The organism is Microbacterium aoyamense (assembly GCF_023155855.1).
Classification (GTDB): Bacteria; Actinomycetota; Actinomycetes; order Actinomycetales; family Microbacteriaceae; genus Microbacterium; species Microbacterium aoyamense.
Genome location: NZ_JAKNUT010000003.1, coordinates 336,734 through 352,126, shown reverse-complemented (window position 1 = coordinate 352,126; position 15,393 = coordinate 336,734). Strand labels below are relative to the sequence as shown.

The 15,393-nt window shown below is 69.9% G+C and carries 14 protein-coding genes; 5 read left to right on the top strand and 9 right to left on the bottom strand.

All coding sequences use genetic code 11. From position 1 onward, the window contains the following. Window positions 1–40 precede the first annotated feature (40 nt). The 3 genes from MA876_RS10805 to MA876_RS10795 all read right to left on the bottom strand — a co-directional run bounded on the left by MA876_RS10805 (window position 41) and on the right by MA876_RS10795 (window position 4,039). Window positions 41–1,114, bottom strand: a complete 1,074-nt coding sequence (locus tag MA876_RS10805) for an NADH:flavin oxidoreductase/NADH oxidase (RefSeq protein WP_248148718.1) — start codon at window positions 1,112–1,114, stop codon at window positions 41–43. Continuing rightward, the gene (locus MA876_RS10800) at window positions 1,111–2,919 is read right to left on the bottom strand and encodes an oleate hydratase (RefSeq protein ID WP_248148717.1); all 1,809 of its coding nucleotides are present in this window, start codon (window positions 2,917–2,919) and stop codon (window positions 1,111–1,113) included. Before MA876_RS10800 ends, MA876_RS10805 begins: the two co-directional genes overlap by 4 nt. A 106-nt stretch (window positions 2,920–3,025) precedes the next feature. Then, on the bottom strand, window positions 3,026–4,039 hold the full coding sequence (locus MA876_RS10795; protein WP_248148715.1) for a glycerophosphodiester phosphodiesterase family protein: 1,014 nt from the start codon (window positions 4,037–4,039) through the stop codon (window positions 3,026–3,028). A 130-nt stretch (window positions 4,040–4,169) separates the two neighbouring features. Between MA876_RS10795 and MA876_RS10790 the strand changes: the two genes are divergently transcribed. The 4 genes from MA876_RS10790 to MA876_RS10775 all read left to right on the top strand — a co-directional run bounded on the left by MA876_RS10790 (window position 4,170) and on the right by MA876_RS10775 (window position 8,844). Next, entirely contained in the window at window positions 4,170–5,099 is a 930-nt protein-coding gene (locus MA876_RS10790) for a Bax inhibitor-1/YccA family protein (protein ID WP_248148911.1), read from the top strand. 179 nt (window positions 5,100–5,278) lie between these two features. Next, entirely contained in the window at window positions 5,279–7,189 is a 1,911-nt protein-coding gene (locus MA876_RS10785; RefSeq protein WP_248148714.1) for an alpha/beta fold hydrolase, read from the top strand. 67 nt (window positions 7,190–7,256) lie between these two features. Next, entirely contained in the window at window positions 7,257–7,565 is a 309-nt protein-coding gene (locus MA876_RS10780) for a helix-turn-helix domain-containing protein (RefSeq protein ID WP_248148713.1), read from the top strand. A gap of 40 nt (window positions 7,566–7,605) precedes the next feature. Continuing rightward, window positions 7,606–8,844: a DNA polymerase domain-containing protein gene (locus tag MA876_RS10775; protein ID WP_248148711.1), complete on the top strand. Its 1,239-nt coding sequence runs from the start codon at window positions 7,606–7,608 to the stop codon at window positions 8,842–8,844. Here the strand turns inward: MA876_RS10775 and MA876_RS10770 are convergent. After that, window positions 8,796–9,365: a TetR/AcrR family transcriptional regulator gene (locus MA876_RS10770; RefSeq protein ID WP_248148684.1), complete on the bottom strand. Its 570-nt coding sequence runs from the start codon at window positions 9,363–9,365 to the stop codon at window positions 8,796–8,798. The two genes, MA876_RS10775 and MA876_RS10770, sit on opposite strands and share 49 nt — an antisense overlap. 76 nt (window positions 9,366–9,441) lie before the next feature. On the opposite strand from MA876_RS10770, the gene MA876_RS10765 reads away from it, so the two are divergent. Next, a complete protein-coding gene (locus MA876_RS10765; protein WP_248148681.1) occupies window positions 9,442–10,152 on the top strand; it encodes an MBL fold metallo-hydrolase in 711 nt (236 codons plus the stop codon). 195 nt (window positions 10,153–10,347) lie between these two features. Here the strand turns inward: MA876_RS10765 and MA876_RS10760 are convergent, their stop codons facing one another. The 5 genes from MA876_RS10760 to MA876_RS10740 all read right to left on the bottom strand — a co-directional run bounded on the left by MA876_RS10760 (window position 10,348) and on the right by MA876_RS10740 (window position 15,393). Further along, window positions 10,348–10,935: a ClpP family protease gene (locus tag MA876_RS10760; RefSeq protein ID WP_248148678.1), complete on the bottom strand. Its 588-nt coding sequence runs from the start codon at window positions 10,933–10,935 to the stop codon at window positions 10,348–10,350. Continuing rightward, window positions 10,932–11,546 carry a ClpP family protease gene (locus MA876_RS10755; RefSeq protein ID WP_248148675.1) on the bottom strand — a complete coding sequence of 205 codons (615 nt, stop codon included), beginning with the start codon at window positions 11,544–11,546 and terminating at the stop codon, window positions 10,932–10,934. Before MA876_RS10755 ends, MA876_RS10760 begins: the two co-directional genes overlap by 4 nt. 261 nt (window positions 11,547–11,807) lie before the next feature. Beyond that, window positions 11,808–13,205 carry a glycosyltransferase gene (locus MA876_RS10750; RefSeq protein ID WP_248148672.1) on the bottom strand — a complete coding sequence of 466 codons (1,398 nt, stop codon included), beginning with the start codon at window positions 13,203–13,205 and terminating at the stop codon, window positions 11,808–11,810. An 86-nt stretch (window positions 13,206–13,291) separates the two neighbouring features. After that, entirely contained in the window at window positions 13,292–14,875 is a 1,584-nt protein-coding gene (guaA, locus tag MA876_RS10745; RefSeq protein WP_248148669.1) for a glutamine-hydrolyzing GMP synthase, read from the bottom strand. Then, complete coding sequence (locus tag MA876_RS10740; protein ID WP_248148666.1) at window positions 14,872–15,393, bottom strand: DUF3817 domain-containing protein; 522 nt, start codon at window positions 15,391–15,393, stop codon at window positions 14,872–14,874. Before MA876_RS10740 ends, guaA begins: the two co-directional genes overlap by 4 nt.

Sequence of the window (15,393 nt, the reverse complement as noted above, 5' to 3'; positions counted from 1 at the left end):
CTCATCCCCCGACCGATCTGGCACGAATCCGCACCCCCGGTCAGCGGGTCCGGCGAGCGCGGGCGTACTGCAGCGGCCAGTACGGCACCTGCACGCCGAGCTCGACGGAGGCGCGGAGCGCGAAGTGGGGGTCCCGCATCCACTCCCGCCCCGCCAGGATCGCGTCGGCGTCGCCCGCTTCGAGGATCGCCTCGGCCTGTGCGCCGTCGGTGATGAGCCCGACCGCGCCGACGGCGACGCCCGCCTCGCGTTTGACGCGGGCCGCGAGAGGCACCTGGTAGCCGGGACTCAGCGGTATCCGCTCACCGGGCACGGCGCCGCCGCTCGAGATGTCGAAGAAGTCGGCACCCTGCTCCGCCGCCCACGCGGCGACCCGCACCGATTCTTCGACCGTCCATCCGCCCGCGGTCCAGTCCGTCGCCGACAGGCGCACGAACAGCGCGGCGCCCGGCGCCGCGTCCCGCACGGACGCCACGACGCGCATCAGCAGCCGAGCGCGGTTCTCGAGCGACCCGCCGTACTCGTCGGTGCGCTGGTTCGACAGCGTCGAGAGGAACTCGTGGATCAGGTAGCCGTGGCCGCCGTGGATCTCGAGCACATCGAATCCGGCATCGGCGGCCCGTACTGCGGCGGCGGCGAAGTCGGCCACGACCCGATCGATCCCGTCGAGGTCGAGCGCCTCAGGGCGCGCGTAGCCCTCGAAAGCGATCGACGACGGTGCGACGGCGGGCCACCCGCCCTCGTCGACGCGAACGCTTCCATACCGGCCCGCGATGAGCGGCGACCACGTCGAGCCCTTGCGTCCGGCGTGCGCGAGCTGGATGCCGGCGAGCGCGCCGCGGGCACGGATCGCCGCCGCGATCGGCGTCCACGCGTCGCGCTGCGCGTCGTTCCACAGCCCCGTGTCGTCGGGCGAGATGCGCCCCTCGGGCGAGACCGCGGTCGCCTCGGCGATCACGATCCCCGCGCCGCCCGTGGCGAACTGCGTGAGATGCATGTGATGCCACTCCTGCGGCATCCCGTCCACGGCACTGTATTGACAGAGTGGAGCGACCCACAGCCGGTTGCGAGCCTGCCGCGGGCCGACCGTGAGCGGTTCGAAGAGCGCGGTCACTCGATCGCGTCGTCGAGGCGCGGTCGCGCCGTCGTCGTCCCGGTCTCGGGAAGCAGCCCGAAGTCGGTCAGCAGCTCGCCGAGCTGCGTCATGTCGAGCTTGTCGATGACACGTCCCTTGATGAAGTTCGGGCCGGGGATGTCGACGGCCACGCCATCGGCGAGACGCGTCGTCGCCTTGAGGAGCCAGCGGATGTCGTAGGTCGAGGCGAAGACTTCGGGGATGCCGCGGTCAACGCCCAGCAGCTGGTAGGCCGCCTCCATGCCCGTGCGCACGGAATACTCCGTGGTGAAGATCGTGTCGCGCGTCGTCTCGGCGAACTGGCCGATGAAGGCGAAGTTGACCGCACCTTCGGGCACGACGTCGGGACGGTCGCCCGCCGCGCGCGGCATGAAGAAGGCATCCACGTACGGCATCATGACGGGCACGGCGGTCGCGCCCGTCGCGGCGAGCTCGGGGATCTCTTCGATCGGCACCCCCATGTGGTACAGCCACTCCTTGATGATCTCCTCGCCCGTGCAGTCCTGGATGGGCTTGTGCACGAAGTCGCCGGCGACATCGGAGAAGAGCGCGTAGAACCATACGACGATCTCGTTGGGAGCCTGCGCCTTGAAGTGGGGCTGACGGTTGACGGTCCAGCTCAGCAGCCACGCCGAGTCCTTCGCCGTCACGATGCCGCCGGTCACGACCTTGCCCGAGAACGGATCGCGCTGCGCGATCTTCTCGATGTACGCCGGGATCCGCTCGTCGATCGTCGTGATCGTCGCCGACTCCCACTTCGTCTGGTCGAAGTCGCCCGCGAAGACGTCGGGACGGCCGAACGACGGGTCCTTCGCCGCGATGCGGCGCCACAGATCCCATGCGGGCGCGGGGCCGGTGTTGAGCTTCGCCGGGGTGTGCTGATCGCCCTCGTCGGAGTTCTCGGTGAGCGAGCCGATCGTCGCGAGCACGAGGTCGTTCTCACCGAGATCGACACCGCCCTCGCCGTCGGCGTCGGTCCAGTGGATGCGCGTCGCCTGCTTGCGCCCCTCGGCGAGATCGAAGTCGATGTCGGTCACGGTGGTGGAGAACCGGAAGTTCACGCCCTGGTCGAGCAGCCAGGTGTACATCGGCAGCACGAGCGACTCGTACTGGTTGTACTTCGTGAACTTGAGCGCCGAGAGGTCGGGAAGTCCGCCGATGTGATGGATGAAGCGGTGCAGGTACAGCTTCATCTCGAGCGCGGAGTGCCACTCCTGGAACGCGAACATCGTGCGCCAGTAGAGCCAGAAGTTGCTCCCGAGAACCTCGTCGGTGAAGACATCCGTGATCCGCTTGTTCTCGACATCCGCCCGCGTCGCGAGGATGAGCTTCTGGATCTCGCTCTGACCCTTCTTGCTGAGGCCGAAGAGCTTGCCGGTCTTGGCATCCTGCCCCTGCTTCTCGGTCACGCGGCACAGGGAGTAGTTCGGGTCCTCCTTGTTGAGCCAGAAGAACTCGTCGAGCACGCTCGCGCCCTCGATCTCGAGCGACGGGATCGTGCTCATCATGTCCCACAGGCATTCCATGTGGTCTTCGAGTTCACGACCCCCACGGATGACGAAGCCCTTCTTGGGCTTCTTGATGCCGTCCAGCGCGCCGCCGGGCAGGTCGAGCTCCTCGAGGATCGTGATCGCACGCCCCGGCAGCTGCCCGTCCCGGATCATGAAGATGGCGCCCGACAGCGAGGCGAGCCCCGCTCCGACGAACCACGCGGTCTTGCCGTCGACGCCTTCGGGCTTCTTGGGCCGAGCCAGTGCTTCGTAGTTGCCGTTGCTGAAATACATCGTTCTCCTTCGTGCACTGCGGTCGTGATTCGCGGCGGGAGGCCCAGGTTTCTGTCTACCCGACCACGTCACGCCACGCCAACGTGCTCAGCGGCACCGGCACGGATCAGACCTCGCGGAAGAACGCGACGCCCAGATCGGCGTGGTCGACGAAGACGCCGTCGATGCCGGCATCCCGGATCACCGCCCATTCGGCCTCCCAGTCGCCGAACTCCCCCGGCGCGCGACCGACCCGGTACTGCCCGATGAGGAACGCGTTCTCGGGGCGGCAGGTCCACGTGAAGACGCGCAGGCCCCGCTCATGGGCGTCGCGGATGACGGAGGACGGCCCCGTGAGCCGGCCGAGCTTGTCGGGGGCGAGGATCATGCGCTTGTCGACGCTGATGCCGTCGACGAAGCCGACGAGGCCGTCGAGTCCGCCGGGCGCAGCGGTCTGGCGATAGGTGAGCGCTGCGCGCCCCTGCGCCGTCGCGAGGTCGAAGGGTCGCCCTGCGGCCTCGAGCAGGTAGATGTAGGCCGCCCGGACCTCGCGCTCCTGCAGACGTCGCAGCACGGTCGACTCGAACGACTCGATCGTGAGGGGGAGCTCTCCGCGGCTCCAGCCGGCCTCGGCGAGCTCTGCGGCGACCAGTTCGGCGACGTCCCAGCCGAGCGACGCGAAGTACGTCGCGTGCTTGATCTCGAGCACGACCCCGATCTCGCGGCCACGCTCGAGCGAGCCGTCGCGCACGAGATCGAGCACGTCGCGGAGGCGCAGGACCGGCTGCTCGTCGTCGAAGGTCGCACTCGACGGCCGCAGCTTCGGCAGGCGCTCGCGGCAGCGCAGCGTCGCGAGCTCCTCCCACGTGAAGTCCTCGGTGAACCAGCCGGTGAGTTCGGCGCCGTCGATCGACTTCGTCGTGCGCCGGTTCACGAACTCGGGACGGGATGCGACATCCGTCGTCCCCGAGATCTCGTTCTCGTGGCGAACGACCAGCACGCCGTCCTTCGAGACGACCACATCGGGCTCGACCGCGTCGACGCCCATCTCGAGGGCGAGGTCGTAGGAGGAGCGGGAATGCTCGGGTCGGTAGCCCGGCGCACCTCGGTGGCCGATGACGAGCGGGATGCGGCGCGGCACGGTTCCAGGCTACCCGCGGCTCCGCTCATGGCCGTCTCACAGGTCGCGACGGGCGGGCACGAGCCGAGTTCGGATATCGTGGGTTCACAGCACAGTGCTGGGATTTCCCCGACTTTGGAGTGTGAGAGCAGTGGCCCTCAACAACCCCGCATTCAACAACCCCGCCTTCCAGGATCCCAAGGCCGTGAACACCTACCCGGGTGGCGCGCAGGCGGCGAACCTCGGCTTCGGCACGCAGACCGCCTCGGCGCAGCACGCGACGGTGGATGCCGCAGCCAGCGCACAGCTCGAGGGCGCGTTCGCCGCTCCCTCGGCCGGAGCGATCGACACGGGCCGGATGTCGTACGAAGACACCATCTGGAAGACGGTCGGCCTCTTCGCGATCCTCGTCGTGACCGCCGCGGTCGGCTGGTTCTGGACGCTCGGCGGCAACCTCGCCATCACGGGCGACCCGAACCAGCAGATCAGCATCGTTCCGTGGATGCTGGGAGCGCTCGGCGGCTTCGTCCTGTCGATGGTCATCATCTTCACGTCGCGCAAGAAGATCCGGCCCGCGCTCATCTGGGCCTACGCGGCCCTCGAGGGTCTCTTCATCGGCGGCATCTCAGCGTTCTTCGAGGTCCAGTGGCCGGGCATCGTCATGCAGGCGACGCTCGCGACGCTCGCCGTCGTCGGCGTCACCCTCGCCCTGTTCGCGAGCGGCAAGATCCGTGCGTCGAAGAAGGCGACCAAGATCTTCATGATCGCCCTCATCGGGTACGCGGTCTTCTCGCTGCTGAACCTCATCCTGATGTGGACCGGTGTGCTCCCCGCCGACCAGGCGTTCGGCCTGTACAGCGCGACGATCGCCGGCATCCCGCTCGGCCTCATCATCGGCGTCCTCGTCGTGATCATGGCGGCGTACTCGCTCGTGCTCGACTTCGACTCGATCCAGCAGGGCGTGCGCAACGGGGCTCCCCGCCAGTACGGCTGGCTCGGCGCCTTCGGCATCATGGTCACGGTCGTCTGGCTCTACATCGAGATCCTGCGCATCATCGCGATCGTGCGGGGTTCGAACTAGCACCGCGCATCGTTCAGGAGGGGCCGTCCGCGAGGACGGCCCCTCCGTCGTTTCGCGAGCGCTACTGTCGCGGCATCCCGCTTCGTCGCTAGGGTGACGACATGAACGCGCTCCGCGCGCCGTCGCATCGTCCGCGATCGCGCTCGCGTGTGCCTGGGGCCCGTTGGGGCGCACGCGCCGTGGCAGCGCTTTTCGGGATCGCCTGCCTCGTCCCGGCCGGGCCCGCGGCCGCCGCACCCGTCGATGAACCGCTCGGTTTCGTCGAGGGCCGCTGCCCCGCCGCCGTTCCCGAATCGCGGCTCGACGACGTCCGGTGCGGGTCCTTCGTGGTGCCCGAACGCCGCGCCGACGGCAGCGACCCCGATCGGAAGGTGAGCCTTCCCGTCATCGTGATCGTCGACGAGTCCGCGGACCACGCGACCGACGCGCTCTTCGTGCCGGTCTCGGCGACGGCGGGCGGCAGCAGCCTCGACGCGCTCGCCTCGTTTCTCGCGCGACCGACCTGGGTCGGACCACGCGACGTCGTCCTGGTCGATCAGCGCGGCGACCTGCACGCGGAGCCGTCGCTCGATTGCCCCGAGGTCGAAGGAAGGTGGCCGACCGACGAGCGTCTCGAGGGCATCGCGGCGTGCCGTGACCGCCTCCTCGAGGACGGTGTCGATCTCGGTGCCTACACGAGCGCGGCGAGCGCGGCCGATCTCGCCGAACTGCGCCTCGCCCTCGGATACGACACCTGGAACCTCTACGGCGTCGGCAGCGGCTCACGACTCGCCTCGACAATCCTTCGCGATCAACCCTCGGGTCTGCGGGCCGTCATCCTCGACGGTGCGGAGCCGGCCGAGATCGATGTCCACGAGGCGCTCCCGGCCGGGATCGCTGCCGTCGCCGACCGGCTGCTGGCGAACTGCCACGCGTCACAGAACTGCCGCACGCGGTACCCCGACCTGGCCAAGAAGCTCATCGCCGCCGTCACTCGCGCGCAGAGCGATCCGCTCGTGACGACCACCTGGAACCCGACCCTCGGCCGGCCGCAGGACATCGCCGTCGATGCCGACGAACTCGTCGCCGAGCTGCTGGCTGCGCTGCAGGATCCGGATGCCGCGCGCATCGTCCCCTACGTGATCGATCGGCTCGCCGGCGGAGACGTGGCAGCAGCGGCCCCCCTCGCGCAGCGCCGCGTCGATGTCGCGGCCGCGACATCCGAGGGCCGCGACCTCTCGCTCGCGTGCGCCGAGGAGTTGCCGTTCCACGACGCGGCGGCCGTCGGACAGGCGCAGGATGCCGAGGCCCTGACACGGGGCATCACGACGTACGAGCGAAGGGTCGCCGAATGCGAGGTCTGGGAAGTCCCGCCGGCCGGTGAGCGGGAAGATGCGGCGGTGACGAGCAACGTTCCCACCCTGCTGATCACCGGCGAATACGACCCGCGCGCCGCCTGGAGCGCGTCGGCGGCGGCCGGACTCGAGCGCCACTTCTCGTACGTCCTGCCGGCGACGGGCGAGGCGGCTGTCTGGCACGGGGGCTGCGCGGCGTACATCGCCGGCCAGTTCCTGCAGGACCCTCTCCTCGAACCACGCTCGAAGTGCATCGACCATGTTCCCGCGACGGACTTCCTCACGACGGCGGACATCGATCCCACTGCGGCGACCTACCTCCTCGACAGCGATCTGCGCACGGCGCCGCGACCCGGTCAGATCGGGATCGCGATCGCAGCCGTCCTCGTCTTCGTCGGAACGCTCGCCTACGGCGTCGTCTACGCACTGCGCCGGCGGTGGGATGCCCCGCCCGGCGCGGTCGTCGCCGCCGTCGCGGCGTCCGCTCTCAACCTCGCCTTCGTCGGAGTGCTCGCCCTCGTCCTGACGATGGCCGACCCGCTCGTCCTCGCGTACGGCCTGCCGTCCGCCTCCTGGCCGCTTCTGCTCCTTCCGTTCGCCGCACTGGCGTGCGCCGTCGTCCTCATCGTCCTGCTCGTGCGAGCGTGGATGCAGGGCGACGGCGGACTCGCGCACCGCGTCATCCTCACCGTCTCCGCCATCGGGACCCTCGGCTTCGCCGTCTGGCTGCTGGTGCGCGGGCTGCTCACGCTCTGAGGCCGCCACGTTCTGCTGTCGGCGGAACTGACTCGGAACGACGGATGCCGCGGCCTATCGTGAGCGCATGGCCGAGATCATCCCGCTCCGCGCTCCCCGCACTCCCGAACCTCTGTGGCGCGACGTCCTGGGCGCTCTACTGCGCCACCTGCGTCATGAGCGGGGCGAGCGTCTCGCCGACACCGCGGAACGGGCCGGCGTCTCTCCCCAGTACCTGTCCGAGATGGAGCGCGGGCTCAAGGAACCGTCGAGCGAGATGATCGCTGCGGTCGCCGGAGCCCTCGAGGTGACGCTCGTCGACCTCACGACCGCGGTCGCCGAGGAGCTGCGGGCGGCCGCTCCCGCGCCCGCGGCAGCGATGGTGCTCGCCGCGTAGCTCTGGCGGGCGGCATCCATCGCTCACTAGCGTGTGAGAAGTGAGCCCCGTACGCAAAGAGACCTTCCTCGACGTCGAGGGCCACGAGGTGCGCGTCTCGAGCCCCGACAAGATCGTCTTCCCGCAGGTCGGCCTGTCGAAGCTCGACGTCGTGAACTACTACCTCGCGGTGGCCGATGGCGCGCTGCGCGGCGCCGGCGGCCGACCGATGGTGCTCAAGCGATTCGTGAAGGGGATCGACCAGGAGGCCTTCTTCCAGAAGCGCGTACCCGAGAATCATCCCGAGTTCATCGACACCGCGACGCTGCACTACGCTCGCGGGACGTCGGCGGAAGAAGCGGTGATCCGGGATGCCGCGGGCCTCGCGTGGGTCGTGAACCTCGGCTGCCTCGACCTCAACCCGCATCCCGTCCGTGCCGAGGATCTCGACCACCCCGACGAGCTGCGCATCGACCTGGATCCCATGCCGGGGGTGGACTGGTCGCAGATCGTGGACGTCGCCTTCGTCGCCCGCGAGGTGCTCGACGACACGGGTCTGGTCGGGTGGCCGAAGACGAGCGGATCGCGGGGAATGCACATCCTCGTGCGGATCGCACCCGAGTGGGACTATGCGAAAGTGCGGCTCGCGGCCGAGACCCTCGCCCGCGAGGTCGAGAATCGCGCACCGGGCCTCGCGACCGCGCGCTGGTGGAAGGAGGAGCGCGGCGAGAGCGTCTTCGTCGACTTCAACCAGAACGCGAAGGACCGCACGGTCGCGTCGGCCTATTCGATCCGGCCCCTCCCCGACGCGCGCGTGTCGACGCCGCTCGACTGGAGCGAGGTGCGTGTCCGTCGGCCCGAGGAGTTCACGGTGCCGACCGTGCTCGAGCGCTACGCCGAGATCGGCGACCCCCACGCCGGTATCGACCGTTCAGCGGGGTCGCTCGCGGGGCTTCTCGCCCTCGCCCAGGAGCTCGGCCCCGCCGAGAAGCCGCCGCGCGGCGGTGCGGACGGTCGTCGGCAGTCCGTCATGCCCCTCATCGAGCTCGCCCGGACGAAGACCAAGCCGGAGGCGCTCGACGCTCTCGAGATGTGGAAGGCGACGCATCCCTCCGTCGCCGCGCAGCTGCATCCGGCCGACGTCCTCGTCGACGGGATGCGCGGCTCGTCATCGCTCTGGTATCGCGTGCGGGTGAACCTGCAGCACGTGCCCGAAGCGGAGCGTCCCGAGCAGGAGGACCTGATCGCAGATTACGATCCGTGGGCCGGCAAGACCTGGCCCGGAGCACGCGGCGCCTGAGCCGCGAGCCCGGACTGGACCGCGGCGAGCCCGAACTCGAACGCGCCGTCGACATCGCCGCCCATGCGGAACCCGCCGGCGAGCTCCATGGTGACGAAGCCCATCGCCCACGCGGTGAACAGGCGTGCGGCATCCAACTCGTGTTCAGGTCCCACGACGTCGCGCACCGCGACGAGCAGCGGCGCGGCCGACCGAGCGGTCGCGGCCGCTGCGCCGTCGGTCGTGAAAATCAGGCGGAAGCCTTCGGGCTGCTCGTGGGCGAACGCGCGGAACGTGCGTGCGTAGCCGGGGATCGACGGATCGGATGCCGCGAGCCGCTCGGTCAGTGCGTCGGCGGTCGCCTCGGCGATGAGCACGATCAGCGCGTCGCGGTCGCGGACGCGCTTGTAGAGCGAGGGCGCGCGGACGCCCACGCGTGCGGCGACAGCACTCATCGTGACCGCCGAGGGGCCACCGGTCTCGAGCAGCGACCGCCCGGCGGCGACGATGTCAGCGAGCGACGTGCGGTCGGGGGTCGGCATCCGGGCCTCCTTGATGGCTATTGACGTAAGCTATCATAGCTACCTATCATAGCCATGCGCAACCCTGGAGGACCTCATGCGACTCGACGAACACCTGTACCGGATCGGCAACGACATCGTGGCGGCCTACCTCGTCGTCACCCCCGAAGGCGTCACCGTCATCGACGCGGGGATGCCCGGCCAGTTCAAGGATCTGCTTGCCGAGCTCACCGCGATCGGTCGATCTCTCGCCGACGTGCGCGGCGCCGTCATCACGCACGGGGACGCCGACCACATCGGGTTCGCCGAGCGGCTGCGGACCGAGGCGGGGGTGCCGATCTTCGTGCACGGTGCCGACGCCGCGCGCGCCAAGGGCGGAGACAAGCCGAAGAACGAGATGCCGAAGATGAAGCTCGGCCCGACACTCGGGTTCTTCGCCTACGGACTGCGCAAGGGCGCGATGCGGACTCGCCCCCTCACCGAGGTCGTCGAGGTCGCCGACGGCGACGTCCTCGACCTGCCGGGAGCTCCGCGGGTCATCGGGATGCCGGGCCACTCGCCCGGGAGCATCGCGATCCATTCGCCCGTCGCGAAGGCCGTGTTCGTCGGCGACGCCCTCACGACGCGCCACGTCACGACGGGCCGGACCGGCCCCGCCCCGGCGCCGTTCACCGATGACCCCGCACAGGCGCTCGCATCGCTCGAGCGCATCGCCGATCTCGACGCGGCGTGGGTGCTCCCAGGGCACGGCGGCCCCTGGCACGGCTCCCCCGCCGATGCCGTCGCCGCCGTGCGCGCCGCCGCCTGACGAGAGCAGCCGTGAGCACTGGTCGAGAAGATCGAGCGTCGAGCTCGCGCCGATCAGGTCTGGGCGCTGGCGGCGTACGTTCGTGGCCGTCGCAAACCGTAGGAGATCCGGCCGTGCCCACGCGCCACCGCCCGCTCGAAACACGATTCTCCTCCGATCTGACACAGAGAAGTCCGTCGCCGGGAAATCGCCCACTCAGCGCTGGGAGAGCACGCGATCCGCGAGGCCGTAGGCCACAGCATCCAACGCCGTGAAGATGCGGTCGCGATCGGTGTCGGCGCGCAGGCGCGCAGCGTCCTGACCCGTGTGCCGCGCCAGGATGGCCTCGACGTCGCCGCGCACGCGCACGAGCTCGTCCGCCTGCAGGATGAGGTCGGGGATCGTGCCCCGGCCCTGTGCTGCGGGCTGGTGCAGCACGACGCGCGCATGCGGGAGCACGGCGCGCTTGCCCGCCGCGCCGGCGGCGAGCATGACCGCGCCGACTCCGATCGCCTGACCGACGACAGTCGTCGCGACGTCGGGGCGGATGTGCTGCATCGTGTCGTAGATCGCGAGCATCGCCGCCGGATCGCCGCCCTCGCAGTTGATGTAGAGCTGGATGTCGCGGTCATGACTGTCGGCGTCGAGGTGCAGCAGCTGCGCGATCAGGGCGTTCGCGACACCCGCGTCGATGCCCGTGCCGAGGTAGACGACGCGCTCGGCGAGCAGGTGCGAGTAGACGTCCATGATGCGCTCGCCCCGCGGATGCTGGGCGACGACGTTCGGGATCGTATACGTGCTCACGCCGCGACCCCCAGTCCCGCCGAGCGCCGACGCAGAGGCGCGATCTGCGAGAAGTCGTCGACGACGGCATCGATGAAGCCGTACTCGAGCGCCTGCTGCGCGGTGTACCAGCGGTCGTGCAGCGAGTCCTCGAAGATCTGCGCGATCGGCTGACCGGTGTCCTCGGCGATCAGCCCGAGAACGGTGTCGCGCGTGTGCCGCAGGTCGCCCGCCTGCACCTCGACCTCGACGGTCGAGCCGCCGATGCCCGACGAGCCCTGGTGCATGAGGATGCGCGCGTGCGGCAGCGCGCGGCGCTTGCCCGGCGTTCCCGCCGACAGCAGGAACTGCCCCGCGCTGCACGCCAGCCCGAGGGCGAGCGTCGACACGTCGTTCGGGATGATCCGCATGATGTCTCGGATCGCGAGCATCGACGGCACCGAGCCGCCCGGCGAGTGGATCCAGAGGGCGACGTCGGATGCCTCGTCCTCCGCCGCGAGGGCGAGCATCTGCGTCGCGATCAGCGTGCCGTTGTCGTCGTCGAGCGCACCGTCGAGCACGAGCACGCGTTGGTGGAGCAGTTCGCGCCGCGCCTCGGCTCCGAACTGCGGGATCTTGCCGTCTTCTGCCATGACCCCAGCCTGCGCTTTCGGTCGCGGCAGAAGTGGCGTGTCTGCCCACCGCGGATCAGCCCACCGCAGATCGGCCCGGCACGCTCTTCCGCCGGCGGCGGATCGCTCTCAGTGGAACCGATCCTCGCCCGGGCCAAGGTCGGTTGCCGGAGGGAGGATGGGATCACGGGTCTCGGACCTCAGCAGGGCAGATTCCCTTGGCCGAGCCGAGGGCGGCGGCGTGACGGATGCTTCGGCCCAGGGTGGATCAGCCCGAGCGGATCACTCTCGAGAGGAGCGCCTGCTGGGGCGCGAGAGCACGTCGCGCGCCGCGCCGGCGAGCGCAGCCATCGCGCGCTCGGGATCGACCGCCCGCGCCGCCTGGACGGCCTCGAGCCCCAGCCGCTCGTGCAGCTCGATGTCGGTCAGCACGCGCACGATCGCCTGGGTGAGGGCGCCCTCATCACCGTCGGCGACCAGCAGTCCGCCGCCTCGCGAGAGCAGCTCGCGCGGTCCGTACGGTGCCGCATAGGACACGACCGGGCATCCGTCGGCGAGCGCCTCGACGATCGAGAGCCCCTGCCCCTCGTAGGCGGACGTGGACACGAAGGCCATCGCCTCCCGCAGCGCCCGCCCGGGCTCATCGGTCTGGCCGCGCAGCACGACGTGCGCGCCGAGCCCGAGCTCGTCGATCAGCGCCTGCAGACGCGCTCGCTCGGGGCCGTCGCCGTAGACGTCGAGCGTGGCATCCGGCACCGCCTCCACGACGGCTGCGAACGCACGCACGGCGTGATCGATGCGCTTCCCGGGAGCGAGGCGGTTGAGCATGACCACGCGACCGAGCACGCGTCCGGACGATGGAGAGACGGATGCCGCGGCCGGCACGCCGTGCGGGGCGACGATGTGGACCCCCGCGCCACCGAACCGGTCCGCGACATCGGCGCGCTGCGCCTCCGTCGGCCACAGGACGGCGTCGAATCTCTCGGCGAGCGAGAACCAGCGCGACCAGAGCGCGTTCACCGCGGCGTCGGGCGTGTACGGGGCCTCGAGGTGGATCGTGTGGATCGCATGCATGAGCCGGGCATCCGGGTCATCCCACCCCGCGAGCAGCTCCCCGAGCTGACGCGATTCGCACACGACGACGACCTGGCGATCGGGATCGCCCGCCCTCAGTCCTGTGACGACGTGGTCCAGCCAGGCCCGATACAGCGACCCGAAGCCGTCCAGGACGCCCGCGACCGAGCCGTCGGCGCGTCGCACGACGACCGGCGCTGTGCTGATGTGCCAGTCGGGATCGCCCACGATGACCGGGAGGTCGACTGCGGCATCCGCCACCGAACGGTACTCGAGCGACGGATCGGGATCGCCCGGATGCGCCGCTCCGATCAGCCAGGCGGCGGCTCCGCCCTCGGGCGCGACGGCCTCATCGAACAGATTGCGCATGACCGAAGGCTCGGTGATGAGGTCGCGACCGTCGAAGGCCGCCCGATGCCGCGCGTGATCCGCCGCCGTGCCCGGATCGACCGTCAACAGCAGCGGTCCACGGCCGTCTTGCACGCCGGCGGCCGCCATCTGCCTCGCCCGCGCGAGCGTCGCAAGCGTGTAGCCGCCATCGAGGTCGGGGATGAGCCGGCTCGACAGGACGACGTAGTCGGCGTCGGGGAAGGTCGGCTCGGTCACAGTCTCCATCCTGCCTCGCGCGGCGACGCAGCACGACCGCGTCGACGAATGAGGGATGCCCCGGCGCAAGCCGAGGCATCCCTCTATCACTCCCACTCGATGGTGCCCGGTGGCTTCGACGTGACGTCGAGCACGACACGGTTGACGTCGCGCACCTCGTTCGTGATGCGGTTCGAGACGCGGGCGAGCACGTCGTACGGCAGACGCGTCCAGTCCGCCGTCATCGCGTCCTCCGACGAGACGGGCCGCAGGACGATCGGATGCCCGTAGGTGCGGCCGTCGCCCTGCACGCCCACCGACCGCACGTCGGCGAGGAGGACGACGGGGCACTGCCAGATCTCGCCGTCGAGCCCGGCGCGCGTCAGCTCTTCGCGGGCGATGGCGTCGGCGTCACGCAGGATCTCGAGGCGGTCAGCGGTGACCTCACCCACGATCCGGATGCCGAGGCCGGGGCCCGGAAAGGGCTGGCGGCCGACGATCACCTCGGGGAGGCCGAGTTCGCGGCCGATCGCGCGGACCTCGTCCTTGAAGAGCGTGCGCAGCGGCTCGACGAGCTCGAACTGCAGGTCTTCGGGCAGGCCGCCGACATTGTGGTGCGACTTGATGTTCGCCGTGCCCGTGCCGCCGCCCGACTCGACGACGTCGGGGTACAGCGTGCCCTGCACGAGGAAGCGGATCGGCTCGCCGTCGGCAGCGGCCTCGGCGACGAGCGCCTTCTCGGCCTCTTCGAACGTGCGGATGAACTCGCGCCCGATGATCTTGCGCTTCTGCTCGGGGTCGCTCACGCCGGCGAGCGCCGTCAGGAAGCGCTCGCGCGCGTCGACGGTGACCAGGCGCACGCCCGTCGAGGCGACGTAGTCCTGCTCGACCTGTTCGCGCTCGTTCTTACGGAGCAGCCCGTGGTCGACGAAGATGCACACGAGCTGATCGCCGACCGCTTCGTGCACGAGGGCGGCCGCGACGGCGGAGTCGACACCGCCCGACAGACCGCAGATGACTCGGCCTGCGCCGATCTGCTCGCGGATGCGACCGACCTGCTCGGCGATGACATTGCCACTGTTCCAGTCGGCCGGGAGCCCGGCGCCGACGTGGAGGAAGTTCTCGATGACGCGCTGACCGTGGTCGGAGTGTTTGACCTCGGGGTGCCACTGCACACCGTAGAAGCGCTTCTCGTCGCTGCCGAACGCCGCGACGGGCGTGGCCGCCGTCGAGGCGAGCACTTCGAAGCCCTCGGGCGCCCGCGACACCTGGTCACCGTGGCTCATCCACACGTTCTGCGCGGCCGGCTGCCCTGCGAGCAGGACACCGCCGTCGCCCGTGACCGCGGCATCCGTCGCCCCGTATTCGCGAAGCCCCGTGTTCGCCACCTCGCCGCCGAGCGCCTGCGCCATGACCTGGAAGCCGTAGCAGATGCCGAGCGTCGGCACGCCGAGGTCGAAGACGCCGGCATCCAGCGACGGCGCCCCCTCTTCGTAGACCGACGACGGACCGCCCGAGAGGATGATGCCGACGGGGTTCCTGGCAGCGATCTCGGCGGCGGATGCCGTGTGCGGCACGATCTCGCTGTACACGCCCGCCTCACGCACGCGACGGGCGATCAGCTGCGCGTACTGCGCGCCGAAGTCCACGACGAGGACGGGGCGCTGAGACGTTTCGGTCTGCTCGGTCAACGGGAGCCTTCCGCTGCGGGGACGGGGACGGATGCTTCGGATGCCTCGCGCTCGGCGAGATAGCCGCGCACCTCGCGGGCGACGCGGGCCTCCATGAAGAACGACAGGAGCGGGACGACGCCGCCGAGGGCGAGCACGATGAACCGGCCGAACGGCCAGCGCATGAGGCTCCAGATGCGGAAGCACGAGAAGAGGTACACGACGTAGAACCAGCCGTGCGCCACGAGGATGAACAAAGAGATGTTGAAGCCGTCGCCGACCGAGGTCATCTCGCAGTCGTTCGTCATCGGCAGGAACAGCGACCACCATTCGCAACCGGGACCCGCGATGACCGGTGCGAACCACAGCGCACCGCCCGATCCGCCCGCGAAGAGCTCGACGTGCAGCGGCGTGTACTTGAGGATCATCTCGGCCACGAGCAGCAGCAGGCCGATGCCCGTGATGGTGGAGCAGATCTCGTAGAAGCGGAGGGCTCCGCGGATCGCCGGGAACGAGGCGAGTTTGGGGGCGCGGGGCAT

Bases quoted from the DNA above. Each gene is read 5' to 3' on its own strand.
- MA876_RS10740 (WP_248148666.1), bottom strand. From the start codon at position 15,393: ATGCCCCGCGCCCCCAAACTCGCCTCGTTCCCGGCGATCCGCGGAGCC.
- MA876_RS10780 (WP_248148713.1), top strand. From the start codon at position 7,257: ATGGCCGAGATCATCCCGCTCCGCGCTCCCCGCACTCCCGAACCTCTG.
- MA876_RS10770 (WP_248148684.1), bottom strand. From the start codon at position 9,365: ATGCCGACCCCCGACCGCACGTCGCTCGCTGACATCGTCGCCGCCGGG.
- MA876_RS10765 (WP_248148681.1), top strand. From the start codon at position 9,442: ATGCGACTCGACGAACACCTGTACCGGATCGGCAACGACATCGTGGCG.
- MA876_RS10755 (WP_248148675.1), bottom strand. From the start codon at position 11,546: ATGGCAGAAGACGGCAAGATCCCGCAGTTCGGAGCCGAGGCGCGGCGC.
- MA876_RS10800 (WP_248148717.1), bottom strand. From the start codon at position 2,919: ATGTATTTCAGCAACGGCAACTACGAAGCACTGGCTCGGCCCAAGAAG.